The organism is Microbacterium sp. cf046 (assembly GCF_900114345.1).
Classification (GTDB): Bacteria; Actinomycetota; Actinomycetes; order Actinomycetales; family Microbacteriaceae; genus Microbacterium.
Genome location: NZ_FOZJ01000001.1, coordinates 1,088,632 through 1,114,721, shown reverse-complemented (window position 1 = coordinate 1,114,721; position 26,090 = coordinate 1,088,632). Strand labels below are relative to the sequence as shown.

The following is a 26,090-nucleotide window of genomic DNA, read 5'->3' as shown; positions in this document are numbered from 1 at the left end:
CTTATTGACCGGGTGCTGTAGGCGAAACAAGGTCGACACATTACGCTCGTACCGTCGTCATCACGGCTGATGCGACCCGTAGCGTCGTGCCGTGGCCGGACTGGAGGTTACGTGGGTTCCACGACTACGCTCGCGGGGCGTTCGCTGAAATGGCTCATCATCGCCATCGGCACGCTCGTTGCGGCCACGCTGCTCGTTCTGCAGGCACCCGGTGCGGCCCATGCCGCCGCACCCGATGAACCAGGCGGTGATCAGGAGCAGACCGCGTTCTACTTCGCCGGCGTCATCACCTACAAGGACGAACCCCTTCCCGACATCCGGGTGACGGTCGAGGGCAACGGGTTCGAGGCGGAGACGCTCACGGGCGCCGACGGGCGCTGGAGGCTCTACGTGCCCGAGAAGGACGCGTACACGATCGAGGTCGACGAGTCGACCCTCCCCGAGGGCGTCATCGTCGAGGACAACCCGAAGGAGGAGGAGTTCGGCCTCACCGGGTCGGTCATCATCAACAGCTTCCTCGCCCCCGGCGAACGCACGCAGACGAGCTTCCTTGATCAGGTGGTCGAGCGACTGGCGAACGGCCTGAACTTCGGTCTGCTCCTCGCCCTCGCCTCGATCGGTGTGTCGCTGATCTTCGGCACGACCGGCCTGACGAACTTCGCGCACGCCGAGATCCTCACCTTCGGCGCGATCGTCGCCCTGGTGTTCGGCGTGTGGTTCGCGTGGCCGATGTGGATCGTCATCCCGATCGTGATCGTGATGGGCGCGATACTCGGCTGGGTGCTCGATGCCGGCCTCTGGAAACCCTTGAGACGCAAGGGGCTCGGCCTCGTGCAGCTCATGATCGTGAGCATCGGCCTCTCGCTCGCAGCGCGCTACACCTTCCAGTTCTTCATCGGCGGGAGCACGTACCAGCTGCCTGGCGCGGGCGGGGCGCGCGACATCAAGTTCGGTCCGATCTCGCTGTCGCTGCTGGATGTGGTCTCGATGGGCATCAGCATCGTGCTGATCGCCGCGACCGCCTACTGGCTGCTCTATACCCGCATCGGCAAGGCAACCCGAGCCATCTCGGACAACCCGGGCCTGGCGGCGGCATCCGGCATCAACGTCGACCGCGTGATCCGCATCGTCTGGGTGCTCTCCACCGCCCTCGCCGCGATCGCCGGTGTGCTGTGGGCCTACTTCCGACCCGGCATCAAGTGGGACATGGGCTCGGGCGTTCTGCTGCTGATCTTCGCGGCCGTCACGCTCGGCGGTCTCGGTACGGCCTTCGGCGCCCTCCTGGGCTCGATCATCGTCGGCATCCTGGTCGAGATCTCGACACTCTGGATACCGCCCGACATGAAGTACGTCGGCGCACTCGCTGTGCTGATCATCATCCTGCTCGTCAGACCTCAGGGCATCCTGGGTCGCAAAGAGAGACTCGGTTAGGGGGCGACATGGACTGGGGACAGATCTTCAACAACACGGCCTACTGGGTATTCAGCCCGGAGACCATTGCCTACGCCCTCGCGGCGGTGGGACTCGCCGTTCAGTTCGGCTATGGCGGCCTGCTGAACTTCGGTATGGCGGGCTTCATGGCCCTCGGCGCCTACGGCTACGCGATCTCGATTCTGAGCTTCGGCTGGCCATGGTGGGTCGGCATCATCGTCGGGTGCCTCGCGGCCGTCGCCTTCGCGTTCATCCTCGGTATACCGACGCTGCGATTGCGAGCGGACTATCTCGCCATCGTCACGATCGCGGCGGCCGAGATCGTCAGGCTCTTCCTGACGACGCAGCTCTTCGACGACTACACCAACTCGGCGGACGGCCTCGGCGGGTACCACGCAGGCTTCCGAGGGGCGAATCCGTTCCCGGAGGGCACGTACGGCTTCGGTCCGTGGCAATGGACAGCCGACCAGCTCTGGGTGCGCGTCTTCGGTGCGATCCTGCTGGCGATCGCGGTCTACATCGTCTGGGCGATCATGCGCAGCCCCTGGGGTCGCGTGCTCAAGGGCATCCGCGAGGACGAGGACGCCGTTCGCTCGCTCGGCAAGAACGTCTTCGCATACAAGATGCAGGCGCTCATCATCGGTGGTGTGTTCGGCGCCCTGGGCGGCGTGGTCTTCGCGCTCCCGTCGGCCGTCGTCCCGGCGACATACACGACCTCGCTCACGTTCTTCATCTGGACGATCCTGCTGCTCGGCGGCGCGGCCACGGTCTTCGGACCGGTGCTGGGTTCCGTGATCTTCTGGGTCATCATGGGCTTCCTGGGCAACGTGCTGCCCGCACTGGCGAACTCCGGCATCCTGCCGCTGTCGTCCGTGCAGGCCGGAACGCTGCGCTTCATCCTGGTCGGTGTCGCCCTGATGCTGATCGTGATCTTCCGTCCACAGGGCATCCTCGGAAACAAGAGGGAGCTGACCTTTGTCAAGTAACGGCATCCCAGAGAACGGCACCGCACACGATGCCGCCGACGTTCCGGTCGAGGTCACCCCGACGGGCAGCATCCGCCGTCCCAAGGCGCAGGGGCTCGCGAAAGGCGAGAACGTCCCCGGCGTCGCGAAGGTCGATCCGATCCTGATCGCCGACAACATCACGCGGCGCTTCGGCGGCCTCACGGCCGTGGACGTCGACCATGTCGAGGTGCCCCGCGGTGTCATCACCGCCCTGATCGGGCCGAACGGTGCCGGCAAGACGACACTGTTCAACCTGCTGTGCGGGTTCGACAAGCCCAACAGCGGAACCTGGAGCTTCGACGGCAAGAGCCTGTCCGGCATCCCGTCGTTCAAGGTCGCCCGCATGGGTCAGGTCCGAACCTTCCAGCTGACCAAGGCACTCTCGCTCCTGACGGTGCTCGAGAACATGAAGCTCGGGGCGACCTCGCAGAAGGGCGAGAAGCTCTGGGCGAGCGTGATCCCGGCGATCTGGCGGAAGCAGGACAACGAGATCGAGGAGAAGGCCCAGGGACTCCTGGCGCGCTTCAAGCTCGACGCGAAGGCGGAGGACTACGCGGCGAGCCTCTCCGGCGGCCAGCGGAAGCTGCTCGAGATGGCGCGTGCGCTGATGAGCGACCCGACGCTGGTCATGCTCGACGAGCCCATGGCCGGCGTCAACCCGGCGCTGACCGAGTCCCTCCTGGATCACATCCTCGACCTCAAGGACCTGGGCATGACCGTGCTGTTCGTCGAGCACGACATGCACATGGTGCGCCACATCGCGGACTGGGTCATCGTGATGGCCGAGGGCCGGATCGTCGCCGAGGGGCCGCCCGAGACCGTGATGCACGACCAGGCGGTCATCGACGCCTATCTGGGCAGCCACCAGGACGTCGACCTGGGCGTCGTGACCGGGCGCGTGGAGGGCGAACTCGACGCCTCCGCAGAAGAGCTGCTCGAAGAGATCAAGGAAGCCGAAGAGGCCTCGATCGCCGACGCCGAGGAGGGCAAGTGATGGCATCCACGAGCACCGGGTCCACCGGCGCATCGGCAATGGCCGAGGGCAAGACCGACCGGATGGTGGTCGAGCTCAAGGACGTCGTCGCGGGCTACCTCCCGGGCGTGAACATCCTGAACGGCGCCAACCTCTACGCGCGCAAGGGCGAGCTGATCGGCATCATCGGGCCCAACGGCGCCGGCAAGTCGACGCTGCTGAAGGCGATCTTCGGCATGGTCAAGGTGCGCGAGGGCACGATCACCGTGAACGGCGAGAGCGTCGTCGGACTCAAGTCGGACCGGCTCGTCGCCCGCGGCGTCGGGTTCGTGCCGCAGACCAACAACGTGTTCCCATCGCTGACGATCGAAGAGAACCTGCAGATGGGCCTCTACCAGTCGCCGAAGACGTACAAGGAACGCCTCGAGTTCGTCGAGGGCATCTTCGCCGAGCTGGGCAAGCGCCTGAAGCAGCGCGCCGGCTCGCTCTCCGGCGGTGAGCGGCAGATGGTCGCGATGTCTCGCGCCCTGATGATGGACCCGGCGGTGCTGCTCCTCGACGAGCCCTCGGCGGGCCTGTCGCCCGTGCGTCAGGACGACGCCTTCATCCGCGTCTCCGACATCAACAAGGCCGGTGTGACCACGATCATGGTCGAGCAGAACGCCCGCCGCTGCCTGCAGATCTGCGACCGCGGCTACGTGCTCGACCAGGGCCGCGACGCCTACGAGGGCAGCGGGCGCGACCTGCTGAACGACCCGAAGGTCATCGGACTCTATCTCGGAACCCTCGGCTCCGACGGGGTCTGACTCGCACTGCGAAGAAGAGCGGATGCTGCGGCATCCGCTCTTCTTCGTCTGACGCTTCGGCCGGCTCACCTCCCAGGAACCCCTGGACCCCCGAACCCACACAGCCCCCGCGAACCCATGTGCTCCCGCGCGCACGAGCGCGTGGGTTCGCGGGGGACGTATGGGTTCGGCGTGGCGCACGGGGAGCGGACCGCACACACGCGAAGGGCCCCGGATCGCTCCGGGGCCCTCGCTGCGTTCGGCTGGATCAGCCGATGCGGGTGTTCAGGTTGTCTGCACCGTACTGGAAGATGCCGACGGTCGCCTCGGTCGGGTCGCCGTTCTCATCGAACGTGATCGGACCGGACTTGCCGTCGTAGTCGGCGACGCCACCCGCGAGGATGATGTCGGCGCAGTCGGCGTACGACGTGCACTTCTCACCGTCGCCGGTGCCGCCCGAGACCTCCTGCAGCTTGCCTGCGACCTCGCCCGGGTCGGTCGACCCTGCAGCCAGCGACGCGAGCGCGAGCAGGACGACGGCGTCGTACGACTCGTTGGCGTACGAGAAGTCGGTCAGCGCCTCGTTGCCCTCGGCGACCCACCAGTCGCTGACGGCGGTCTGGAACTCCTCGTCGGCCTCGAGAGGACCGGCGGGCGTGGTGCCCTTCGCGCCCTCCATGTTGGCCGCTGCGGGCCACTTGGCGTCGGAGCCGAACTGCTTCAGGTTGCCGTCGACGAGGTACAGCTGGTCGGCCGGGTAGCCGGCGGCCAGCAGTGCCGGACCGATCGTGTAGATCTCGTCGAACGTGATCAGCAGGATCGCGTCCGGGTTGGCCGCGAGCGTCGCGCTGATCTGCGCGTCGAACGTGGTGTCACCCGTGTTGTAGGACTGCTCGGAGACGACCGTGCCGCCGGTGCCCGTGAAGACCTCCTGGAACACGTCGTTCAGACCGGTGCCGTACGAGTCGTTCTGGTAGATGACCGAGACGTTGCTGTGGCCGTCCTCCGCGAGAAGGTTGCCGAGCACCTCGCCCTGCAGCGTGTCGGACGGAGCGGTGCGCCAGTACAGGCCGTTGTCGTCCCACGACGTGAAGTCGAGCGACGTGTTGGCCGGCGAGAAGGTGATGATGCCCGCGGCGACGGCGTCGTCGAGGAACAGCTTCGTCACACCGGACGACGCAGCGCCGATGGCGGCCGTGACGCCCTCGGAGATGAGGGTCTGGATCGTGGTCGCGTAGGCCTTGTTGTCGGTGTCACCCGAGTCGCCCCACACGATGTCGTCGATCGTGAGACCGGTCGTGTCTGCGTAGTCGTTGACATCCTGCGCACCAAGACCGACGCCGGCCTCCTCGGGCGGGCCGAGGAAGGAGAGGCTTCCGGTCTGCGGCAGGATCGTGCCGAGCTTGAGGGTGAGGTCCTCGACGGGCGCGGCAGACTCCGACGGCTCGGCGGTGCCGCCACCGCCGGCGCAGCCGGCGAGGACGAGGGCGCTAGCGCCGGCGATGGCGATGCCGCCGATCACCGTCCGCACGCGCGAGCGGGAGGCAGTGCCTCGGGAAAAGACGCTCATGTTGCTCCTTGCTGTGAATGAACGCGGTTCGACTCGGGCGCCGATCCAGTTCCACTAAACCTAACCGCGGACGGGTGTTCCCAATGTTGCCTTTCGTTAACGATGTGTAACGCAGTCAAATCGTTATCAAGCCCCGTTTTCACCCCGATCCTCACCGCGCGACCGCCGAGAGGTCACGAGACCGAGGTCGACGCGCACGGTCTCGCTGCGCGCATTCCGCCTCGCCGGAGGTCGATACCCCTGACCGGTATAGAGTTGCATGCAGCGTCCTACCCCCTAGGGGTATCCTGAACGAAAGCGATGACGATGACGATGTTGAACGAGTACCGCGTGACGGGCATGAGCTGCGGCCACTGCGAAACCTCGGTCCGCGATGAGGTCTCCAAGCTCGACGGTGTCGAGCAGGTCGACGTGAGTGCGGCCACGGGGCGCCTCCTGATCACCTCGGCACTCCCCCTGTCCGACTCCGCCGTCATCGCCGCGGTCGATGAAGCCGGATACGAGGCGGCGCGCATCTAATGGATGCCGCCGCCGTCGCCCCGGGAATCTCCCGGGTCGAGCTCGAGATCGGCGGCATGACGTGCGCGTCATGCGCGAGCCGCATCGAGAAGAAGCTCAATCGGCTCGACGGGGTGTCGGCGAGCGTCAACTACGCGACCGAGAAGGCCCTGGTGACCGCTCCGGCGGGCTTGGATCCGCACGTCCTGATCTCAGAGGTCGAGAAGACCGGATATACGGCGGCCCTCCCCCAGCCTCCGGCATCCGCTGATCCGCCCGAGGATCGCGAGCTCACCTCGCTGAGGCAGCGCCTGATCGGCGCGGTCGTGCTGTCGGTGCCGGTCATCGCGATGGCGATGATCCCGGTGCTGCAGTTCACCTTCTGGCAGTGGGCCTCACTGGCACTGGCTGCGCCGGTCGTGGTGTGGGCGGCGTACCCGTTCCACCGCGCCGCGTGGGTCAACCTCCGGCACGGCGCCGCGACGATGGACACGTTGATCTCGATCGGAGTGTCGGCGGCGTTCCTGTGGTCGCTCTATGCGCTGTTCTTCGGAGGCGCGGGCACGCCCGGAATGACGCACGAGTTCCAATGGTCCGTTCAGCAGGGCGACGGAGCCGACAGCATCTACCTCGAGGTCGCGGCGGGAGTGACGATGTTCGTCCTGGCGGGCCGCTACTACGAGCTGCGCTCGAAGCGCCGCGCGGGCGATGCACTGCGGGCACTCCTCGAGCTGGGCGCGAAGGACGTCGCGGTCGTGCGCGACGGGGTCGAGGGGCGCATCCCGGTCTCGTCACTGCGAGTCGGCGACGAGTTCGTCGTGCGCCCGGGCGAGAAGATCGCGACCGACGGCGTGATCGTGTCGGGCTCGTCCGCGATCGACGCCTCGATGGTCACGGGCGAATCGGTTCCCGTGGAGGTCGGCGCCGGCGACGCCGTGGTGGGCGCGACCGTGAACGCGGGCGGTCGCCTCGTCGTTCGGGCGACCCGCGTGGGCGATGACACCCAGCTGGCCCAGATGGCCCGGCTCGTCGAGGAGGCCCAGTCGGGCAAGGCGGACATCCAGCGGCTCGCCGACCGCATCTCGGGTGTGTTCGTCCCGGTGGTCCTCGTGATCTCGGTCGTGACCCTGGCCGCCTGGCTGCTGCTCGGATACCCCGCGGCCGCCGCCATGACCGCTGCGGTCGCAGTGCTGATCATCGCGTGCCCGTGCGCGCTCGGACTCGCGACGCCGACCGCGCTGCTGGTCGGCACCGGTCGAGGGGCGCAGATCGGCATCCTGATCAGGGGTCCCGAGGTGCTCGAGTCCACGCGGAGCGTCGACACGATCCTGCTCGACAAGACCGGCACCGTCACCAGCGGGCGCATGGCGCTCATCGACGCGATCACCGCACCGGGCACCGATCGCGCGGATGTCCTGCGACTGGCCGGCGCCCTCGAGGACGCGTCGGAGCACCCGATCGCGGCAGCGATCGCCCGGGCCGCGAAGGACGAGCTCGGCGACCTCCCGCCGGTCGAGTCGTTCGTCGCCTCCAGCGGCCTCGGCGTCTCAGGCGTCGTCGAAGGGCACGCGCTCGTCATCGGCCGCGAAGCGCTCCTCGCCGACTGGGCCATCCAGGTCGGCCCGGCACTCGCCGCCGCGAAGGATGCCGCGGAGGCTCAGGGGTCCTCGACCGTGATCGTCGCGTGGGACGGTGCGGCGAGGGCCGTCCTCGTGGTCGCCGATCAGGTCAAGCCGACAAGCGGCGAAGCCGTCGCGCAGTTCCGCTCGCTCGGGCTCGAGCCGGTGCTCCTCACCGGAGACAACGCCGCCGTCGCCGCTCGCATCGCCGCGCAGGTCGGCATCGACCGCGTGATCGCCGGCGTGCTTCCGCAGCAGAAGGTCGCCGAGGTGCGCGCCCTGCAGGCCGAGGGTCACGTGGTCGCGATGGTCGGCGACGGCGTCAACGACGCGGCAGCCCTCGCGCAGGCCGATCTCGGTCTTGCGATGGGGACGGGATCGGATGCCGCGATCGAGGCCTCCGACATCACCCTCGTCCGCGGCGACCTGCGCAGCGCCGCCGACGCGATCCGGCTGTCGCGGCGCACGTTCGGAACGATCCGCGTGAACCTGTTCTGGGCCTTCGCCTACAACGTCGCCGCCATCCCGCTCGCGGCGCTGGGGCTGCTGAACCCGATGATCGCCGGCGCGGCGATGGCGTTCTCGAGCGTGTTCGTCGTCGGCAACAGCCTGCGCCTGCGATCCTTTCGGAGTCGGGCGCTCACCACTCAGGAGAAGGAGCTGCGATGACCGATGTGCATGCCCACCACGGGTACATCACCGACAAGGAGAAGTACCTCAATCGCATGCGGCGGATCGAGGGTCAGGCCCGCGGCATCCACAAGATGGTGGAAGACGAGAAGTACTGCATCGACATCCTCACGCAGATCAGCGCGCTCACCAGCGCGCTCGAGGCCGTCGCGGTGGGCCTGCTGGACGATCACCTGCGACACTGCGTCGTGGATGCCGCACGCCTGGGCGGCGACGAGGCAGACGCGAAGATCTCCGAGGCGACCGCGGCGATCGCGCGTCTGGTGCGCTGACCGCGGGTCAGGTCAGCTCGCCGACGTCCGAGACGCCGCGCGCCCGACGGGCGAACAGGAGCGAGTCGACCGTGAGCACGATGAGTGCGAGCCAGACGAGCGCGAACCCGATCCAGCGCTCCAGCGTCATCGGCTCGCCCAGCAGCCACGCACCGATGATGAACTGCAGGATCGGCGCGACGAACTGCAGCAGTCCGATCACGGTCAGCGGCACGCGGCGGGCTCCCGCGGCGAACAGCAGCAGCGGGACCGCCGTGAAGACGCCCGCGAGACTGAGCAGGAGCGCGTGCCACGGACCGGCGGCACCCATGCTGAGGCCCGTCGTCGTGCCGACGACGACGAGGATCACGGTCGCCACGGGCACGAGCCAGAGCGATTCGAGGGTGAGCCCGCTCACGGCATCCACAGAGGGGCCCAGTCTCTTCTTGACCAGCCCGTACAGCCCGAAGGTGAAGGCGAGCGTGAGCGCGATCCAGGGGAACGCCCCGTAGCCGAAGACGATCACCGCGACCGCGATCACCGCGATGCCCACCGCGATCCACTGGGTGAGCCGCAGGCGTTCGCGGAGCACGACGACGCCGAGCACCACGGTGACGATGGGGTTCATGAAGTAGCCGAGGCTGGCCTCGATCACGTGGCCGCTCAGCGTCGCCACGATGTACACCTGCCAGTTGATGTAGATCAGACCGCCGGCGACACCGGTCCACAGCAGGAGCTTGGGCTGCCGCATGATCGCGATCAGCCGCCCCCATCCGCGCAGGACGGTCAGCAGGATCGCGCAGAACGCGAGCGAGAGGACGATCCGCCAGGCGACCAGTTCGAACGGCCCGGTCGGCGCCAGGAGCAGGAAGTACAGCGGGAGGAAGCCCCACAGGAAGTACGCCGTGAACGCGTAGACACCGCCCAGCGCGCGCTCCCGCGGGCTGTCCGAGAGGGGGCCCGTCGTCGGGTCCGCCTGAGCGGGTGCGCCGGACGCCTCGGTCGAAGCGGAGGGCGCGTCGCGGGTCACCCCTCCAGCGTACGGGCGCGACGGGGTGAGGCTGCCGATGCGGTGGGGTTCCGGCATCCGTCGACTGCCGTTCACCGCGTGGAATCTGCCACCGGGCATGCGGAAGGGCCCGGATGCCGAAGCATCCGGGCCCTTCCAGAGCTGCGTGTCCTAGCGGACGACGACCGCGAGCACGTCGCGGGCTGACAGGACGAGGAACTCGTCCGCGCCGAACTTGACCTCGGTGCCGCCGTACTTGCTGTACAGCACGCGATCGCCCACGGCGACGTCGAGCGGAACACGATTGCCGTTGTCGTCGATGCGACCCGGTCCGACCGCCACGACCTCGCCCTCCTGGGGCTTCTCCTTGGCGGTGTCCGGGATGACCAGGCCGCTGGCGGTGGTCTGCTCGGCCTCGACCTGGCGGATGACGATGCGGTCCTCGAGCGGCTTGATGGAAACCGACACGGTCTACCTCTGCTTTCCTTGAAACTTCAAGACTGATTAGCAAACTCCACCTGAGAGTGCTAATTCCCAGTCTAGGCAAGCACTGGCACTCATGCAACGTGAGTGCCAGTGACGCGCAATCCGAAGTCGCATCGACTCCGAATGGAACGTCGAGGGACTTCCTCGCCGATGGATGTATCAGACGCGGACGAGCCTGCTCTTCGCATTCGTGAGCAGTCCAGAAGGACGAGTCACGACGATTTGTGACACGAATGTGGGCGCCTCTTACCAAGGGGCCGCTCCGGTGGTAGACATATGTGGGGGATGTAACACGTCAAGTTCTTGGGGGAACTGGACATGACAGTGATGTCGTATTTTCTTGCCGTCGATGTGGGGACGAGCAGGACAGCAGCTTCCACTGCGCGCCTTTCGCCCGACGGTTCGCTTCTGACCGCGACCTTCGGACTCGGCCGCAGTTCGGACAGCGCTCCGAGCGCGATCTTCGCGGCGGACGGCGAGCTCCTGTTCGGCGAGGCCGCCGAGCGTCGGGGGCTGGCACAGCCTGAACGACTGGTCCGGGAGTTCAAACGGCGCGTCGGCGACGACGTTCCGATCCTCGCCGGCGACCAGCGCTTCGCGCCCGAGGACCTGTACGCGCGCATGGTGGCGTGGGTGGTGGAAGCCGTCACCGAACGCGAGGGCTCGAGTCCCGCGGGCATCTCGGTGACGATTCCGGTCACGTGGGGAGGACACCGCTCCGGACTGATCTCCGCCGCGCTCGCCCGCGAGATCTCCGGCGAGATCCAGCTGATCAGCGAGCCCGAGGCCGCCGCACGTCACTACGAGTCGACCTCGCCGCTCGAGGCGGGCCGCGCACTGGCCGTCTACGACCTCGGCGGAGGGACCTTCGACGCTGTGGTGCTGCGCAAGCAGGGGGATGGCGCGGTCCGGATCGTCGGGGAGCCTCTCGGTCTCGCCGACTTCGGCGGCGCCGACTTCGATGACATCGTCCTGCGCCACACGATCGCCGCGGCGGGCCTGTCGGCATCCGCGCTCTCGGCCGACCCGGCGTCGCGCGTCGCGCTCTCGACGCTCCGGCGCGAGTGCGTCGAGGCCAAGGAGGCGCTCTCGTTCGACTCCGAGGCCGTCGTGCCCGTGCTCGTCGGACAGTCCCACTCCACGGTGCGCCTCACACGGTCCGAGTTCGAGGAGATGATCGAGAGCGGCGTCGACCGCACGATCGAGGTGCTCGCGCAGGCGCTCGAGACCGCAGCCGTCGACCCCGCCGACCTCGAAGCGATTCTCCTCACCGGCGGCTCATCGCGGATTCCGCGCATCGCCGAGCTGCTCTCCGAGCGCTTCGACCGCCCGATAGCGATCGATGCCGATCCGAAGGCCATCGTCGCGCTCGGCGCGGCCCGTGCGATGGCGGATCCCCGCTCGACGGCAGGGCTCGCGGCCGGGCCTGCAGGCGCCGTGATCGGCGCAGAGGTGGCTCTGCTCTCCGAGCCGCCGGCCGCAGCGGCCGAAGGCCTCGACGGAGTCGGCGCAGCCGCGGCGACCGCGCGACGCCGGTGGTTCGAACGGCTGCCTGCGACGGCAGCAATGGCCGGTGGTGCCGTCGTGCTCGCCACCGGCATCGTGCTCGTCAGTGCGACCGGACTGGGGTCCAGTCCGGTCTCGAACTCCGAGGGCAAGTCGCAGTCATTCGCCGAGTGGCTCGGCGTGAGCCTTTTCGACACATCGGGTGCCGCGGCCGACGAGCCCGCGGCCGCCGTGCCGACGCCGGCGACGCCGCCCGACCCGCCCGCCGCCATCCAGCGCGCGGACTACGAGTCGCCGAATTCCTCGTCCAAGGCGAGCAACCCTCGCTCGCAGAGCATGCAGAAGGCCGCCGACGCGCCCAAGCCCAGCACCGCACCGCAGGCGCCCGCGTCATCGGCAGGCGGCACCGGGCAGCAGCCGACCGACACCACGACGGGCACCGACACCGGTACGACCGACCCGACGCCGGCGCCGACCACCGATCCGACGACCGACCCGACCCCGGCTCCGACCGCCGATCCGACGACCGACCCGACTCCCGACCCGACGACGGATCCCACTCCGGACCCGACCGGAGACCCGGCACCGGACCCGACCGGAGACCCGGCGCCCGAGCCGACCGGAGACCCGGCGCCCGAGCCGACCGGAGACCCGGCGCCCGAGCCGACCGGAGACCCGGCGCCCGAGCCGACGAGCGATCCCGCTCCCGAACCGCCCGCACCCGAACCCTCGCCATCGCCGACCGATCCGGTCTGATCCACCGGAGCGTCACCGATCATGTCAACGATTCAGACTGAGGGAACCACCGTGCGGCGTGCCGACACCATGTACATCTGGGAGCGACAGGTGCGTCCCGTGATGGACGCGATCTCCGCTCCGGCGGCCGGCCCGGCGCGCGCCGTCGTGGTGGGCAATGCCGGATCGGGCAAGTCGACGATGCTGCGGGAGCTGCACCGGCTGTTCTCCGACAACGCGACCCATGCGAGCCTCCTGGCTGATTCGACGGACGTCTCGCGCGTTCCGCGATCCCATGTGCTGCTGGTCGACGACCTCCACCTGCTCAATCCCGACCAGGTCGAGCGGGTCCAGGCTCGCTCGGAGGACCCGAGCGCGGCACTGGTCGTGACCAGCCGCCCCTGGCCGCGCATGGATGCTCTGACCACCATCACCCGGAGCCTCGAGCGCAGTCGCCCCGCAATCGTGCTCGGCCACGTGTCCCGCTCCGACGTGCTGACCTACCTCAGCGACGGCGATCGGGTGATCTCCAGCTCCTGCGTCGACCACCTCCTGGCGTTCACGGGCGGGGTCTCGTGGCTCGTGTCGGAGGCACTCGCCCTGCACGACGAACGCGACTGCGCGGACGACGACGGCCACCATGCGGTCATCCGGGCCATCGAGGATCGGATCGCCCATCGCCTGGACACGATCCCCTCTCTGCTCCGCCACGAGATCGAATCGCTGTGCGTGAGCGCCGGCGCACACGCACGACCCGTCACCGAGCGCGACGACATCATCGCGCAGGGCTACGCCGAGGGGCTGCTCATGCGCAACGGCCAGCCCGTCCCGCTGGTGCGCTCGGCCGTCCGGGCGACGATACCGGTCGGCCGGCTGATCGATCTGAGTGCGAACATGGCCGACGGTCTGGCGCGCTCCGCCGCCGAGGGCGACGCGGACTACCGCGACTGGATCGGCGGCATCCACGATCCCGGCATCGGGTCTGCGCTCGTCGAGCACGCCGACCGCGTGCTCGAGCAGGACCCCGCTCGGGCGCTGGACCTGTACGACGGCGCGATCGAATGCGGCGTCGAGCCGATCATCCTGGCCGGGAGGCGTGCGCAGGCAGCATGGGCCTCGGCACGTCCCGAGGTCGCGAGCTCGATCCTGGACGACGTGCCGCTGCTGGACGGGCTGGCCGACAGCGATCGCGTGGCCGACACGTCCGCCGCGATCTGGTCGCTTCGCGCCATGATGCGCATGAGCGATGCCGCCTACCGATCACTTCCCCCGGTCGGACAGGAGGCGTGCGCCCGCGCGGCGATCGCCGCGATCGGCTCCGGGCAGTCCGTCCCCAGCCAGCGCACGCCGACGAAGGGCCTGCCCTCCACGCTCGGCGTCGCGATGAGTCTGCTCGACCGCGGCCTTCGCGCCACGCTCAGCCCGGACAGTGCGGAATCCGCGGTCGCCGACCTCGTGCGCGCATCCGAGATGTACACGTCCTCGGCGACCTCGTCGCCGATCCCCGAGCTTCCGGCGGTGATCGCGGCGATCGTCGCGATGAACGTCGGAGACCTCGACATCGCGCACACCGTCATCGAGGATGCCATCCGCGGCGGCCACGGCGGCGACTGGGCGCGCACCCGGTTGCTGCTGTGGCGATCGTGGCTCGCCGTGCAGCGTTCACGGCCGCAGGAGGCGCGCGAGGCGCTGGAGCGTGCGCTCGGATCCGCCCCGTCACTGTCAGCGCGCGATCAGGTGCTCGCCCAAGCAGTCCGTGTCGCGATCGCGCGACGCTACGAGGATGCGGCAGCCCTGGATGCCGCGTGGAACGAAGCACGCGACAGTGTGCTGCACACCGAAGCCGATCTGTTCATGCTCCTGCCTCTGGCGGAGCTGGTCACCTCGGCGGCCCGGGTGGGTGACACGGCCCGTCTGCAGCCGCACTTCCTCCGTGGCCTCGAGATCGTGGCGCAACTCGGCTCGCCTCCACTGTGGTCGGTGCACCTGAACTGGGCCGGCATCCAGCAGGGGATCCTGAGCGGTCGGCCCGACGTCCTCAAGCCGCACGCTCGCGCACTCGTCGCGGCCTCGTCGCACAGTCCCATCGCCGCGGTGATGTCGCAGGCAGGACGCGTGTGGACGGCCACGCTCGCAGGGTCCGTGGATGCGGACGCCGTCGAGGCTGCTGCGCACGGGCTCGCCTCCGCCGGCCTGGGTTGGGACGGCGCGCGGCTCGCCGGTCACGGCGCGAGTCGCTCGACGGATCGCAAGGTCTCGGCGCGACTGCTCTCCTGCGCCCGCGAGCTGCACCCGAACGAGACGCTGCGGGCCCCCGCACGCATCGATGATGATCGGGACCGCGCGGAGTCGTCCACGTCCGACCGCATCATCCTGAGCGAGCGCGAGCGCGATGTCGCTCGGCTCGTCCTCCAGGGCAAGACGTATGCCGAGATCGGCGAGACGATTTTCATCTCGCCGCGAACGGCGGAGCATCACATCGCCCACATCCGGCGTCGGCTCGGCGCGACGTCTCGATCCGATCTCATCGCGAAACTGCGGGTGGTCGTCGAGCAGCCCGTTCGAAACGGGGAACGCGTGCCGGTCGACGAGGGGGCCGGCGTGTGAACCCCCTAGTGCCCCCGAGCCGCATCGGGGCAACCCCCGATGCTCCATCCCGAACAACTCAATAGCCTGATCCGTACAAGTCTTTAACCTGCGTGACATTCATGCTTTTTCGACGCTGAGGAGCCCACCATGAGTACCCCGGTAGCAACTGTCGCCGACGCACTGATCTCGTTCATCCTGAGCCTGCTGCGAGATCCCGCAGCGGTCGAGGAGTTCGATGCGGCGCCCAAGGCGATGCTGGCCAGCAAAGGCCTGCAGGACGCCTGCGCGGCCGACGTCCAGGCGGTCAAGCCCATCATCGTCGACAATCCGCATGTGATCATCAAGCCCGTCGGTCCGCCGCCGCCGCCGGACCCGCCGGACGAGGTGGTCAAGGAGATCAAGCACATCATCAATCAGTTCGCCACGATCGACAACCGCACCACGATCGTCGACCAGTCCACGAACCAGAACATCTGGACCGAGGGCGGCGATGTGACCCAGATCTTCGACCAGGAAGCCGTCGTCGCGTCGGGCGACGAAGCCGTCGCCGCCGGAGATGACGCGACCGTGGTGGACTCGGATGTCGACGTCACGATCGGCGATGTCGCGATCGGCAACACCACCAACGACGGAAGCTTCAACACGACCGGAGGCGACGGCGAAGCCGCAGCCCCGGACGTCGCCGCCGACCCGGCCGCCGCCGATGTCGATCCGGCCGATGCCGCCGTCGTCGCCGGTGCCGCCGTGGAGGCCGCTGTCGACGCGAGCCTGGACGCCTCGACCACGGCCGTGGACACCGTCACGGAGGCTGTCACGGAGCAGCCCGCCGTCGTCGAGGCACCGGCGGAGGATCCGCTGGCTGCCGACCTCACGTCGACGGAGAGCTACGAGGCCGAGGATGCGAGCACAGCCGTCGTGGACGACGCCTTCGTCGAAGAACCCATCGAGGAGCAGTGACGACCGGCACGTGACCGATCAGCAGAACCCACAACCGGGCCCTGGTGCCGGAGGCGGGGTCGTAGCGCGAGCTGCGACCCCGCCTCCGGCCGCCCGGGACGCACCCGCCGCTCCGGCGCGAGAGGCGCCGGCTCGCCCGCCCACAGCCAATCCGAACGCCGCGCCGGTGCTGGTGAAGAAGACGCCACCGTTCTCGGTGCGGATGAGCCAGCTGTTCTGGATCCTCAGCTTCGCAGTCGGCGGCTTCACCGCGATCTACTTCTTCGTCATCCGCCAGGAGCAGTTGCCCCTCATCTCCGAGCTCGTCCGAGAGGTCGCCGAGGGACGCAGCGATGAGACCTATGACACAGCCGCCGACATCGTGTTCTGGATCGTCTTCGGAGTCATGGTGGGCGTGCTACTGGTGCAGATCACGCTGCTCGTGTCATTCATGAGCCGTCGGCCGCACGTCCGATGGTGGCAGCTGGCCACCCTCGGCCTGCAGCTCATCCTGCTGCTGCTGTCAACGGAGTGGGTGGCGCTCGGCGAACGTCGCGAGTCGCTTCTCCTTCTTCTTGCGGCGCAGGCGGGACTTGTGATCCTCGCCCTGCTCTTCAGCACTCTGCCCAAGGCCATCGCCTGGTCCGCTCGTCAGCACGACATCCGCAGAGGACACGAGGGGGTCGTCGGCACCGGCGACCTCTGACGCGTCTGCGACTGGCTCAGGGGCCGGTGCAACCTCGGATGCCACCTCGTCCAGGCTGCGGATGACCACGCGACACACTCCGACGGCCGCGCGCTCGGTGAGCGGAGACTCCGCGAGCGTGCGCCAGTAGGCGAGCTTCGCGTCGACGCACGCGCGCATCGTCTCGTCGTCGGAGTCGTCGGGCAGACCGAGCCGAACGTGCGCGAACGTGCCGGAACCGCCGATGATCCGCTGCGCATCCGCGGCGTCCTCCTGCGAGAACGGAAGTCCGTCCGAGCGCGCGCTGGCCAGCAGCGCGAGCTCGCGCAGGGTGTGCGCCGCCGCCGAGATGCGCTCGATGCCTGCGCGGATCTGCTCGGTCCCCTCGCGTGGGTTGTCGCGGATCAGCTTCTCCAGCTCGAGAAGCACCCCGCGCAGCTTCAGGGTCGTCGCGCGGGTTCGGAACTGATCGTTGACGAACTGGCGCAGCTCCACCAGCCCGCTCTGCTTCACCATGGCGTCGGACAGCTCGGACGAGGTGCTCGCACCGCCGCGGATGAGGGCGGTGGCCAGGCGCACGCCGAAGATCCCGAACCGCGACAGCAGCGAGCGACGCTCGGCCGCGCTCAGCGTCGTGGCGTCGGACTCTCCGGTGAACCGGTCCGCCGATATGAACAGCCGTTCCCGGTCCGCACGTTCGAGCGCGGCGAGCTCGCGGAAGGCGGCGTACTCCTTCTCGCGGAGCGTTCTCGCACCCTCCGCCACCAGGCCGGCCACGGGGATGACGCCGAGCACCAGGGATGCGAGGTCGCCGTCGTGCTCATAGCGCCGCGCCACCTTGCCGGCCGACAGCAGCGAGTCGATGCGACCCGACCCGATCTCGTCGGATCTGGAGAGCACTCCGACCGCGCAGACGGTCTGCGCCGCACCTGCGGCGGTGTCACGGAACGCCTCGAGGAACTTCACGTCGGACGCGTGCAGGTGCCGCATGAGGTAGACGACGGCATCCGCTGATGACGGTGATTCCTCGGGGGTGAGGAATCGGGTCGTGCGCTTGGAGGTGTCTTCGGACAGCGAGGCGATTCCGGGGGTGTCGATCAGGATCATCGACTTGAGCCCTTCGAGCGGCCAGCCGACGTCGATCCAGTCGACGTCCTCCGCCGGCACGCCGCCCAGACCCATCACCAGCCGCCCGTGCTCGCGTCGCACCGGCATCCGGCGCGGCTCGCCCGCGTGCGTATGCAGGGTGATGGTGGGCGTCTTGGAGTACCGGTACCACGTGACCAGCCGCGTGCACTCGCCGGCGTCGGTCGGCGCGATCTGCTCGCCCAGCATCGCGTTCAGCAGGGTCGACTTGCCGGCCTTGACCATCCCGGCGATCGCGAGCCGCAGCGGCTCGTGCAAACGCCGCTCGAGCTCGGCGATGACGGTCAGTGCCGCAGGGTCGTCGTCGTAGACGACGCCCGCCGTCTGCAGCAGGACTTCCGCATCCTCCTTCGTCGGGCTGTTCACCGCCGCAGCGCCCCCTGGCGCATCGGCGGCAGTGCGGGCATCGCGCTGTGGAGCGACTCGAGCCGTTCGAGCTGCGCCTGCAGCTGCACGACCCGCTCGTCGCGCTTGGACGTGTAGATGCCGGCGGCCTGCTTCGATGCGTTCAGCGCCTCGGACAGCGAGCGATGCAGCTCTTCGGCCATGGAGCCGAAGTGGTCGCGCGCAGACCGCTGCACGAGACGCAGGCGGTCTTTGAGCTGCTTGCCCACCTGGAAGATGACCTCGTCGATGTAGCGGCGCACGAGCAGCTTCGCCTCGTGCTGGCGCCGCGACAGCCGGTTGCTCATGTCTTCGCGGTACGCTCGCCGACCCACGAGCACGCCGGCCAGGAGTGAGAGCGGGTTGATCAGCGAAAGGCCGATGAGGCCGGTCGCGAGACCGACCATGAGCACGCCGCCGTACGACCCACGGACGCCGATGTAGATCTTCTCCCCCGCGCCGAGGCGGCCGGCATCCAGCCCGCCCATGTGCTCCACGGGGTCCAGAACGCCCTGCGTGTCGCCGACGTAGATGGCGGGCAGTGCCGACTCGCCGTCGCTGAAGAGCTGGGCGACCTCTTCGGACAGCCAGCGGGAGCGCTCGTCCGTCCAGACGAACGTCTCGGAGACGGCCGCCGCCACCCGCTGATCGATCCACTCGGTGATCTGGTCCCAGATCGGACCCGGGTCGCCCTCGTCGATCGCGGTCTCCGCCTCGCGCTGCACCTTGCGGAGTCGGTCCCGAAGATCGTGCTCCATGTCGGCGATCAGGTCGGCGATGCCGTCGGTGAGCGTGACCTGCCAGCGCGCGGAGCGCCCGCGGAACTCGTCGGCGCGGGCCTTGGCCTCCTCAAGCTCGGCGATCATGCGCGGCGTGTCCTCGGGGTTCAGGATCGCGTTGAGCTCGCTGCGCAGTGAGATCGTCAGCTGTTCGACGACCGAGAGCAGGTCGTGGATCGCGCTGCGCTCGTGGAGCAGCTCAGCGCGTCCGAGCACCTCTCGGCGCAGGTGGACGACGAGCGCAGGGAATCCCGACTCGTCGTTGAGCGCGCGATCCTGGAGCTCGGCCGCCAGCAGTCTCAGGTCGCTCGACACCGAGAACATCGGCACGTCGCCCGCCTCGCTCAGGTGGCCGCGGTCGATCTGCTCGATCTGCCGCCATTCCGGATAGAGGTCGGTCTTGGCCAGCACCGCGGCGACGTTCGGCGAGATGCGCATCGCGTGCTTGAGGAACTGCACCTCCGGCTCGGTGTACTCCTGCGAGGCGTCCGAGACGAGCAGCACGGCGTGGGCGGAGGACAGCGCCGAGAGCGTCGCCAGCGCATTCGATGAGTCGAGACCGCCGACCCCCGGTGAGTCGATGAGCTTCAGTCCGCCCTTGAGGATCTCGCGAGGCAGCAGGACCTCCGCCGAGACGATGCGGCGCTCGTTGCCCGGATTCCCACGCTCCGACACATAGTCCGACAGCTCCTCGAGCGGCACCTCTCGACGCTCCACTGCCGTGCCGGGAGCCTGGGACGAGTCCTCCTCGCGGGTCATGATCCACGCGGAGGGCTCCTCGCCGTAGCCCACCGAGGTCGGCACGCTGGTCGCGATGTCGTCGTCGACCGGGCATGCCGGCGCGTTGACGAGCGCGTTGATGAGCTTGCTCTTGCCCTGCTTGAACTCCCCCACGACGATGACCCGCACGTCGGGGTCGAGCAGTCGGGCGTGAGTGTGCTCCAGTCGCTTGGCGAGGTCGGGCCGACCGGTCTCGGCGGCGAACTCGCTCAAGCTGTGGACGAGGGCCGTCATGTCGGATGCCCGCTGTGGGGCGACCGGCGGGGGCGTGACGGTCGCACCCGTCACCGCCTGCACTGCGCCGCGTGCGGCTGCCTTCTTCACACCGGGCGCGCTCGCCTGGCTCGACGTCGATGTCTGCTCGCGTTCGATCACTGCGAACTCCTCGGTGCTGCCCGTTTCCGGCACGTGATCCTCAGTTCCATCGTGACAGATCGGCAGGACGGGTGGACCCGTCCTGCCGAATGCGTGTGCGCCCTCGATCCGGGCGATTGTTAGATCGGGAAGTCGAGTCCCATGGCGCCGCCGTCGTCGACCGCGTCGGTTCCGACATCGCCCCAGATGCTTTCCGCATCGATGTCCCAGTCGGTGGCACTGACGTTCTCGATCTCCGCGGAGAACAGGTTGGCTCCGGGATCTGCGACGGCGTCCGCGAAGTCGACGCCCCAGAGGTCCGCGCCGGGCGCATCGCCGGCGTCGACAGACTGCTCCGGCACGTCATCGAGCGGCAGGTGGTCCTGCCAGCTCGCTGCGTCGTCACGGGACATCTCTCAACACCTTCGGGCCGGTTCTGTGAACTCCAGTGTGACACCCTCACCCGATCCCGGATGAGGGTGTGCCCGGCCGCCCCGAGGGGCGGCCGGGCATGACCTGCTCGTCGACTCAGAAGTCGATGTCGAACTCGTTGGCGTCACCGAAGGGGCTGGCCACGTTCGAGTTCTCGACGTCCACGTCGGTGTCGATCGAGTTGTCCTGGAACGAGTCGTTGATGGACCAGTTGTCCGAGAAGTCGTCGTTGAAGGAGTCGGTGTTCCACTCGTTGCCGGTCCAGATGTCGCCGACCTCGATGTCGATGTCGGTCTCGACGTTCGTGAGGTCGTCGCCCGCAGCCTGCGAGCCGTCACCCGACGCGACCGTGGCGTTCTGGCCGAAGAACTGGGTGACGTTTCCGCCCTCCGCGTCTCCGCCGTCAGCGTCGGCGTCGCCGCCGTCGCCGCCGTTGCCGCCACCGAGGCCGAGTGCACCGGCGTCGCCCGCACCCTGCGTCTCGCCGCCGTCGCCACCGTCGCCGCCGACACCCACGCCGAGGCCGAGGCCGAGGCCGCCGACGCCCACGCCGACTCCGTCGTCTCCGTCGCCGCCGTTGGCGTTGCCGGTGTCGCCGCCGATTGCGCCGGCAGCCGTCGGTCCGAAGCCGCCGTCCGCGTCGCCGCCGACGGCGAGCGCTGCGCCACCGCTGCCCGAGAAGGTCGAGATGTTCTGGTTGACGGACTGGTCGAGGTTCGTCTGACGGTTGTCGACCTCGATGTCGACGTCTCCGCCGCCACCGCCCCAGCTCTTGCCGGCGCCGAAGTCGTTGGCGTTGAAGAGGTTGAACTCACTGCCCGAGTTGTACTGGCGGATGCCCGCGTTCACCGAGTGGTCGTTGAACGAGTCCTCGTTGTTCGAGTAGAGGTCGTTGTACGAGTCGGTGTTGAACGAGTCGTCGTTGTTCGAGTGGTTGTCGGAGTTGTCGTTGAACGAGTCGTCCGCGTTGGCCTGGCCGTTGTCCGAGTGGTCGTCGACGTTGAACGAGTCATCGGCGTTGGCCTGGTCGTTGTCGGAGTGGTCGTCCGTGTCGACGTTGAACGAGTCGTCCGCGTTGGCCTGGTCGTTGTCGGAGTGGTCGTCGTCGTTGAACGAGCCGAGGTTGTTGTTCGACAGGAGGTCCGTGTCGAGGTTGGTCTGGATGCCCAGAACGTTGATGTTGTCTTCCACAGCCATGATCTTTTTCCTTCGTTCGTGGAGTGCCAAGTGGCGCGTTGGTATGAGTCTGGAGATTCGCGGCCGGTCCGGCATCGGGTGCAATCCCGCAGAATCCCCCATCGCGGACGGGGATCGGATGGGGGTGGTAGGGGATTGCGGGGGGAGGCACGGGGAACCCCCCATCGGGCCGATGGGGTGCGGCCCCACCGGGTCCTAGGCTGGCGCGATGGACATCGCCGAGCTCACCGCGCTGCTCACCCCCGAGGGTCTGCGGCTGCTGGACGGCCTCGATGCCGCGCAGTCGACGAAGGACGTCGCCCGCACGGTCTCGCGCCTGCGCGCGGCCGGATACTCCCCCGATCTCGTCTCGGCGGTGGTGGGGCAGGCGCGGCTGCGGGGCAGGGCGCAGGCGAAGTTCGGGGAGTTCGCGGAGCGGATGCTGTTCACCCGCGCGGGGTTGGAGCAGGCGACGCGGCTCTCCATCGCCGCACGACACGCCGGCCGGTTCCGGGATGCCGGTGTCGGCCGCGTGGCAGACCTCGGCTGCGGCATCGGAGGCGATGCGCTCGGATTCGCCGGTCTCGGCATCCGCGTCCGCGCAGTCGATGCAGACGAGGTGACGGCGGCGATCGCAGCGTACAACCTGGCGCCGTTCGACGACACGGTGACCGTCGAGCAGGGCCTCGCCGAGGCGGCTGACCTCTCCGACGTCGACGCGGTGTGGCTCGACCCGGCGCGGCGGACATCGGGCCACTCCGAGACGGCGCGCACCCGCCCGGAGGACTGGTCGCCGTCGCTGGACTGGGCCTTCGGGCTCGCCGAGCGCGTTCCGACCGGCATCAAGCTGGGACCCGGCATCGATCGCTCCGTGATCCCCGACGATGTCGAGGCCCAGTGGGTGAGCGCAGACGGATCCACGGTGGAACTCGTGCTTTGGTCGGGCCGACTCGCTCGCGAAGGCGTCCGCCGCGCCGCGCTGGTCACGCGCGGCGACGCCGCGTGGGAGCTGACCGCCTCGGGCGACGCGCCCGACGAGGCGGTGCGCGACCTCGGGACTTTCGTGCACGAACCGGACGGTGCGGTCATCCGCGCACGGCTCATCGGCGAGGTCGCCCGCTCGCTGGATGCCGGGATGCTCGCCGATCAGATCGCCTATCTGACTTCGGACGCGGCACTGACCAGTCCCTTCGTCGCGAGCTTCCGGGTGCGCGAAGTGCTTCCGGCCGAGGTGCGCGCACTCTCCCGGGCACTCCGCGAGCGCGGCATCGGCCGACTCGAGATAAAGAAGCGCGGCGTCGATCTCGACCCTGCGGCATTGCGCACCGCGCTCAAGCTGCGCGGCGACGGGTCGGCGACGCTGATCCTGACGCGGGTCGGCACGAAGCGTGTCGCGATCCTCGCCGACCGCGTGGCGCCGAGCTAGCCGAACAGGGCGATCTGATCGGCCATGCTGGCCGCGAACAGCAGCCATCCGGCGCTGTAGAGCACCGAGACGCCCCCCAGCACGAGCGCCCACACTGCGACCGCGCGGCTCTCGAGCGGCCTGCGCAGTGCGACGATGGCGGTCACGATCGCGACGAGTCCGATCGGGAAGCCCCAGCCGACGAACATCGAGACCACGAGTGCGACGATCGCGAATCCGAGGGCCCACGCGGCCATTCCGCGCGACGGAGCCGACGGCTCGGCGGAGGCCCACAGCACCGGCGCGTCGAGGTCCGGCGCGCTGGGGATCGGCGTGACCGCGACCGGAGCGGTGGGCCAGCGCTCGAATCCCCCGCGGTGCATTCCGGGCAGAGCCGATTCAGCCTCCACGGGCGCGACATCCGGCGACGGTGCCTCGAGCGCCGCCGCGGTCGGTGCACCCTGAGCGGGTTGGGACGCCGGAGCGGGGGCCGGCCCGGCTGTCTCCGACGTCGGCGCGGGGGCGTCCGACTCAGGCGCGGGTGGAGACGTCGGCGCGGGGGCGGATGCCGCGGCATCCGGTGCGTTGTCGTCCTCTGCGCGGCTCATGCCGCCTCCTCCGCGACCTGGATCTCGGTGACGGGCAGCGTCGAGTCCGCTCCGAAGCCCCAGGTCGAGGGCTCATGTCCGGCCATGATCAATTCCGACGCGAGAGCAGCGATCATCGCGCCGTTGTCGGTGCACAGCGACAGCGGCGGGATGCGGAGCGCGACACCGGCTGCCTCCGCCCGCATCGTCGCGACCTCGCGCAGGCGCCGGTTCGCGATCACGCCGCCGCCCAGCAGCAGCCGGGGCACGCCGTGGTCGGCGCAGGCGGCGAGCGCCTTCGTCACGAGCACGTCGACGACGGCTTCGCGGAAGGATGCCGCGACATCGGCGATCGGCACGGGCTCGCCACCGGCCTCGCGCTGCTCGGTCCATCGCGCGACCGCGGTCTTGAGCCCGGAGAACGAGAAGTCGTACCGGTGCTTCGCCAGATCGGACGCACGCGACAGCCCCCGCGGGAACGCGATCGCGCGATGATCGCCGACCAGCGCGGCCCGGTCGATCTCCGGACCTCCGGGGTAGGGCAGTCCGAGCAGCCGCGCGACCTTGTCGAAAGCCTCGCCCGCCGCGTCGTCCATCGTCTCGCCCAGCAGCTCCACATCGGAGGTGAGGTCGCGCACGAGCAGAAGAGAGGTGTGCCCGCCGCTCACCAGCAGCGCGACCGTCGGGTACTCCAGCGCGGGTGCGTCCGGGTCGAGGATGTCGGCGGCGATGTGCCCCACGAGGTGGTTCACGGCGTAGAGCGGCTTGCCCAGCGAGACGGCGAGCGCCTTCGCCGCACCGATGCCCACCATGAGAGCGCCGGCCAGGCCGGGACCGGACGTGACGGCGATCGCATCGAGGTCGCGAAGGTTCACCCGCGCTTCGACGAGAGCCGCCTCGATCGACGGGGTCAGCGCTTCGAGGTGCGCACGCGCCGCGACCTCCGGCACCACGCCGCCGTAGCGCGCGTGCTCGTCCATGCTCGATGCGATCGTGTTCGACAGGAGCGTGCGACCGCGGACGATGCCGATGCCGGTCTCGTCGCAGCTCGTCTCGATGCCCAGCACGAGCGGGTCGGTGCGGTTCACGTGCACGCTCCCGCGTCCGTGCGGACGCCGCCTCTCGCGGTCCAGCCCGGGAGGTCGAGGCGCATCACGATCGCGTCGACGTCGTCGGGCTGGTAGTAACGGGCTCGCCGCCCGACCTCCACGAACCCCACCGAGGCGTACAGCCCCTGCGCCACCGGGTTGTCCGCCCGCACTTCGAGGAACACGTCCTTCACATTCCGGCGGGCTGCCTCTTCCAGCAGCGATGTGAGCAGCGCGCGTCCTCGACCCCGGCCGCGGCCGCTCTCGGCGATCGTGATCGTCTGGATGTCGGCATCCGCCACCCCGCGCGCGACGCGCAGCCCGGCGTAGCCGATCAGCCGCCCGCCCTCCTCGACCACGACGTACCAGCCGTGCGGAGAGGCGAGCTCTTCGCGCATCATGGCGTCAGACCATGCGTCGTTCGGGAAGGACGCACGCTCGAGCGCCATGATGGCGGCGAGGTCGTCCGGGGTCGCGGGTCGCGTCGTCATGCGGTCACCCGCTTCGGTCCGTGCGGCATCGTGACGTCGGGTGAGCGCAGGTACAGCGGCTCGGTGGGCGCGGTCGATCGGCCAGCGGCGATCGCGCGGCCGGCGATGACGGCGACCATCGCCGCGGAGATCCCGGCTGCGTCCCGTCGCTCGGCGCCGAGCTCGGCCAGGCGCGCATCCAGCTCGTCGCGCGGGATGAGCCCCGGATCGGTGACCCGCACCGGGAGTCCGTCGTCATCGATCCCCTCGTAGACCGTGAAGGCGAACTCGCGCCTGCGCGCGTCGGTCACGACGGCGAATCGCGCGACCTCGGTGTCGGTCATCGCGCCTGCGAGGAAGATCTCGAGGGCGACGGCGTCGTGGCTCACGACCGGCACCACCGGAATGCCGCGGCCCAGCGCGAATGCGCGCGCCGCGGCGATTCCGACTCGCAGCCCGGTGAACGGCCCCGGCCCCATGCCCGCGGCGACATGCGTGAGCTGCTCGCCGCGTGCTTCGATCGAACCGGATGCCGCGGCCAGCGCGTCCTGCAGCAGTCCGCCGATCACCTCCGCGTGGCCGAGCGGGTTCTGACTCCGTCCTTCCGCGAGCACGACGCCGTCGTCCTCGAGGACCGCGACGGCGGTTCCGACCGAGGTGTCGATGGCGAGGATCACCCCTCCAGGGTAGTCGGGCTGCACCCGGGGAATCCGTCGGCG

The 26,090-nt window shown here is 69.0% G+C and carries 22 protein-coding genes; 11 read left to right on the top strand and 11 right to left on the bottom strand.

Features of this window, described 5'->3' with window-relative positions:
- Positions 1–111: 111 nt before the first annotated feature.
- The 4 genes from BM349_RS05105 (at position 112) to BM349_RS05090 (ending at position 4,217) form a co-directional block, all read left to right on the top strand.
- Positions 112–1,431, top strand: coding sequence for a branched-chain amino acid ABC transporter permease (locus BM349_RS05105; protein ID WP_254773730.1), 1,320 nt, complete (start codon positions 112–114; stop codon positions 1,429–1,431).
- 8 nt (positions 1,432–1,439) lie between these two features.
- Positions 1,440–2,417 carry a branched-chain amino acid ABC transporter permease gene (locus BM349_RS05100; protein ID WP_091703886.1) on the top strand — a complete coding sequence of 326 codons (978 nt, stop codon included), beginning with the start codon at positions 1,440–1,442 and terminating at the stop codon, positions 2,415–2,417.
- A gap of 70 nt (positions 2,418–2,487) precedes the next feature.
- Entirely contained in the window at positions 2,488–3,432 is a 945-nt protein-coding gene (locus BM349_RS05095) for an ABC transporter ATP-binding protein (protein ID WP_091704978.1), read from the top strand.
- Between the two features lie 38 nt (positions 3,433–3,470).
- Positions 3,471–4,217: an ABC transporter ATP-binding protein gene (locus tag BM349_RS05090; protein ID WP_091704975.1), complete on the top strand. Its 747-nt coding sequence runs from the start codon at positions 3,471–3,473 to the stop codon at positions 4,215–4,217.
- 247 nt (positions 4,218–4,464) lie between these two features.
- Here the strand turns inward: BM349_RS05090 and BM349_RS05085 are convergent, their stop codons facing one another.
- Positions 4,465–5,766 carry an ABC transporter substrate-binding protein gene (locus tag BM349_RS05085; protein WP_091703885.1) on the bottom strand — a complete coding sequence of 434 codons (1,302 nt, stop codon included), beginning with the start codon at positions 5,764–5,766 and terminating at the stop codon, positions 4,465–4,467.
- 306 nt (positions 5,767–6,072) lie between these two features.
- Between BM349_RS05085 and BM349_RS05080 the strand changes: the two genes are divergently transcribed.
- The 3 genes from BM349_RS05080 to BM349_RS05070 are packed head-to-tail and all read left to right on the top strand — an operon-like array spanning position 6,073 to position 8,845.
- Entirely contained in the window at positions 6,073–6,285 is a 213-nt protein-coding gene (locus BM349_RS05080; protein WP_091704972.1) for a heavy-metal-associated domain-containing protein, read from the top strand.
- Positions 6,285–8,552: a heavy metal translocating P-type ATPase gene (locus BM349_RS05075; RefSeq protein ID WP_091703882.1), complete on the top strand. Its 2,268-nt coding sequence runs from the start codon at positions 6,285–6,287 to the stop codon at positions 8,550–8,552. Before BM349_RS05080 ends, BM349_RS05075 begins: the two co-directional genes overlap by 1 nt.
- Positions 8,549–8,845, top strand: a complete 297-nt coding sequence (locus tag BM349_RS05070; RefSeq protein ID WP_091703880.1) for a metal-sensitive transcriptional regulator — start codon at positions 8,549–8,551, stop codon at positions 8,843–8,845. The genes BM349_RS05075 and BM349_RS05070 overlap by 4 nt, the downstream gene beginning before the upstream one ends.
- A gap of 7 nt (positions 8,846–8,852) precedes the next feature.
- Here BM349_RS05070 and rarD read toward each other — a convergent pair whose 3' ends face one another.
- Positions 8,853–9,752 (bottom strand): EamA family transporter RarD, encoded by a 900-nt coding sequence (gene rarD, locus BM349_RS05065; RefSeq protein WP_254773760.1) that lies wholly within the window; start codon positions 9,750–9,752, stop codon positions 8,853–8,855.
- 252 nt (positions 9,753–10,004) lie between these two features.
- Positions 10,005–10,301 (bottom strand): co-chaperone GroES, encoded by a 297-nt coding sequence (gene groES / locus BM349_RS05060; RefSeq protein WP_091492757.1) that lies wholly within the window; start codon positions 10,299–10,301, stop codon positions 10,005–10,007.
- Between the two features lie 336 nt (positions 10,302–10,637).
- On the opposite strand from groES, the gene BM349_RS05055 reads away from it, so the two are divergent.
- From BM349_RS05055 to BM349_RS05045, 3 genes are all read left to right on the top strand, one after another.
- Complete coding sequence (locus BM349_RS05055; RefSeq protein WP_091703873.1) at positions 10,638–12,581, top strand: Hsp70 family protein; 1,944 nt, start codon at positions 10,638–10,640, stop codon at positions 12,579–12,581.
- A 21-nt stretch (positions 12,582–12,602) separates the two neighbouring features.
- Positions 12,603–15,167, top strand: a complete 2,565-nt coding sequence (locus tag BM349_RS05050; protein ID WP_091703868.1) for a helix-turn-helix transcriptional regulator — start codon at positions 12,603–12,605, stop codon at positions 15,165–15,167.
- A gap of 129 nt (positions 15,168–15,296) precedes the next feature.
- Positions 15,297–16,106, top strand: coding sequence for an IniB N-terminal domain-containing protein (locus tag BM349_RS05045; protein WP_091703865.1), 810 nt, complete (start codon positions 15,297–15,299; stop codon positions 16,104–16,106).
- Between the two features lie 502 nt (positions 16,107–16,608).
- On the opposite strand, the gene BM349_RS05040 is transcribed toward BM349_RS05045, so the two are convergent.
- The 4 genes from BM349_RS05040 to BM349_RS05025 all read right to left on the bottom strand — a co-directional run bounded on the left by BM349_RS05040 (position 16,609) and on the right by BM349_RS05025 (position 21,842).
- Positions 16,609–18,282, bottom strand: coding sequence for a dynamin family protein (locus tag BM349_RS05040; protein WP_091703862.1), 1,674 nt, complete (start codon positions 18,280–18,282; stop codon positions 16,609–16,611).
- Complete coding sequence (locus BM349_RS05035; RefSeq protein ID WP_091704969.1) at positions 18,279–20,093, bottom strand: dynamin family protein; 1,815 nt, start codon at positions 20,091–20,093, stop codon at positions 18,279–18,281. Before BM349_RS05035 ends, BM349_RS05040 begins: the two co-directional genes overlap by 4 nt.
- A 260-nt stretch (positions 20,094–20,353) precedes the next feature.
- On the bottom strand, positions 20,354–20,626 hold the full coding sequence (locus tag BM349_RS05030) for a hypothetical protein (RefSeq protein ID WP_091703859.1): 273 nt from the start codon (positions 20,624–20,626) through the stop codon (positions 20,354–20,356).
- 115 nt (positions 20,627–20,741) lie between these two features.
- Positions 20,742–21,842 (bottom strand): hypothetical protein, encoded by a 1,101-nt coding sequence (locus BM349_RS05025; RefSeq protein ID WP_091703856.1) that lies wholly within the window; start codon positions 21,840–21,842, stop codon positions 20,742–20,744.
- A gap of 208 nt (positions 21,843–22,050) precedes the next feature.
- Between BM349_RS05025 and BM349_RS05020 the strand changes: the two genes are divergently transcribed.
- A complete protein-coding gene (locus BM349_RS05020) occupies positions 22,051–23,247 on the top strand; it encodes a class I SAM-dependent methyltransferase (protein WP_091703852.1) in 1,197 nt (398 codons plus the stop codon).
- Here the strand turns inward: BM349_RS05020 and BM349_RS05015 are convergent.
- The 4 genes from BM349_RS05015 to tsaB are packed head-to-tail and all read right to left on the bottom strand — an operon-like array spanning position 23,244 to position 26,048.
- Entirely contained in the window at positions 23,244–23,834 is a 591-nt protein-coding gene (locus BM349_RS05015; protein ID WP_175525190.1) for a DUF4190 domain-containing protein, read from the bottom strand. The two genes, BM349_RS05020 and BM349_RS05015, sit on opposite strands and share 4 nt — an antisense overlap.
- The gene (gene tsaD / locus BM349_RS05010; protein ID WP_091704966.1) at positions 23,831–24,901 is read right to left on the bottom strand and encodes a tRNA (adenosine(37)-N6)-threonylcarbamoyltransferase complex transferase subunit TsaD; all 1,071 of its coding nucleotides are present in this window, start codon (positions 24,899–24,901) and stop codon (positions 23,831–23,833) included. The genes BM349_RS05015 and tsaD overlap by 4 nt, the downstream gene beginning before the upstream one ends.
- The gene (gene rimI / locus BM349_RS05005; protein WP_091703848.1) at positions 24,898–25,392 is read right to left on the bottom strand and encodes a ribosomal protein S18-alanine N-acetyltransferase; all 495 of its coding nucleotides are present in this window, start codon (positions 25,390–25,392) and stop codon (positions 24,898–24,900) included. Before rimI ends, tsaD begins: the two co-directional genes overlap by 4 nt.
- A complete protein-coding gene (tsaB, locus tag BM349_RS05000) occupies positions 25,389–26,048 on the bottom strand; it encodes a tRNA (adenosine(37)-N6)-threonylcarbamoyltransferase complex dimerization subunit type 1 TsaB (RefSeq protein ID WP_091703845.1) in 660 nt (219 codons plus the stop codon). Before tsaB ends, rimI begins: the two co-directional genes overlap by 4 nt.
- Positions 26,049–26,090 lie beyond the last annotated feature (42 nt).

Coding starts and splice junctions, on each gene's coding strand:
- BM349_RS05100 (WP_091703886.1), top strand. CDS start 1,440: ATGGACTGGGGACAGATCTTCAACAACACGGCCTACTGGGTATTCAGC.
- BM349_RS05090 (WP_091704975.1), top strand. CDS start 3,471: ATGGCCGAGGGCAAGACCGACCGGATGGTGGTCGAGCTCAAGGACGTC.
- BM349_RS05085 (WP_091703885.1), bottom strand. CDS start 5,766: ATGAGCGTCTTTTCCCGAGGCACTGCCTCCCGCTCGCGCGTGCGGACG.
- BM349_RS05080 (WP_091704972.1), top strand. CDS start 6,073: ATGACGATGTTGAACGAGTACCGCGTGACGGGCATGAGCTGCGGCCAC.
- BM349_RS05075 (WP_091703882.1), top strand. CDS start 6,285: ATGGATGCCGCCGCCGTCGCCCCGGGAATCTCCCGGGTCGAGCTCGAG.
- BM349_RS05070 (WP_091703880.1), top strand. CDS start 8,549: ATGACCGATGTGCATGCCCACCACGGGTACATCACCGACAAGGAGAAG.
- BM349_RS05055 (WP_091703873.1), top strand. CDS start 10,638: ATGACAGTGATGTCGTATTTTCTTGCCGTCGATGTGGGGACGAGCAGG.
- BM349_RS05050 (WP_091703868.1), top strand. CDS start 12,603: ATGTCAACGATTCAGACTGAGGGAACCACCGTGCGGCGTGCCGACACC.
- BM349_RS05045 (WP_091703865.1), top strand. CDS start 15,297: ATGAGTACCCCGGTAGCAACTGTCGCCGACGCACTGATCTCGTTCATC.
- BM349_RS05035 (WP_091704969.1), bottom strand. CDS start 20,093: ATGACGGCCCTCGTCCACAGCTTGAGCGAGTTCGCCGCCGAGACCGGT.
- BM349_RS05030 (WP_091703859.1), bottom strand. CDS start 20,626: ATGTCCCGTGACGACGCAGCGAGCTGGCAGGACCACCTGCCGCTCGAT.
- BM349_RS05025 (WP_091703856.1), bottom strand. CDS start 21,842: ATGGCTGTGGAAGACAACATCAACGTTCTGGGCATCCAGACCAACCTC.
- BM349_RS05020 (WP_091703852.1), top strand. CDS start 22,051: ATGGACATCGCCGAGCTCACCGCGCTGCTCACCCCCGAGGGTCTGCGG.
- BM349_RS05015 (WP_175525190.1), bottom strand. CDS start 23,834: ATGAGCCGCGCAGAGGACGACAACGCACCGGATGCCGCGGCATCCGCC.
- rimI (WP_091703848.1), bottom strand. CDS start 25,392: ATGACGACGCGACCCGCGACCCCGGACGACCTCGCCGCCATCATGGCG.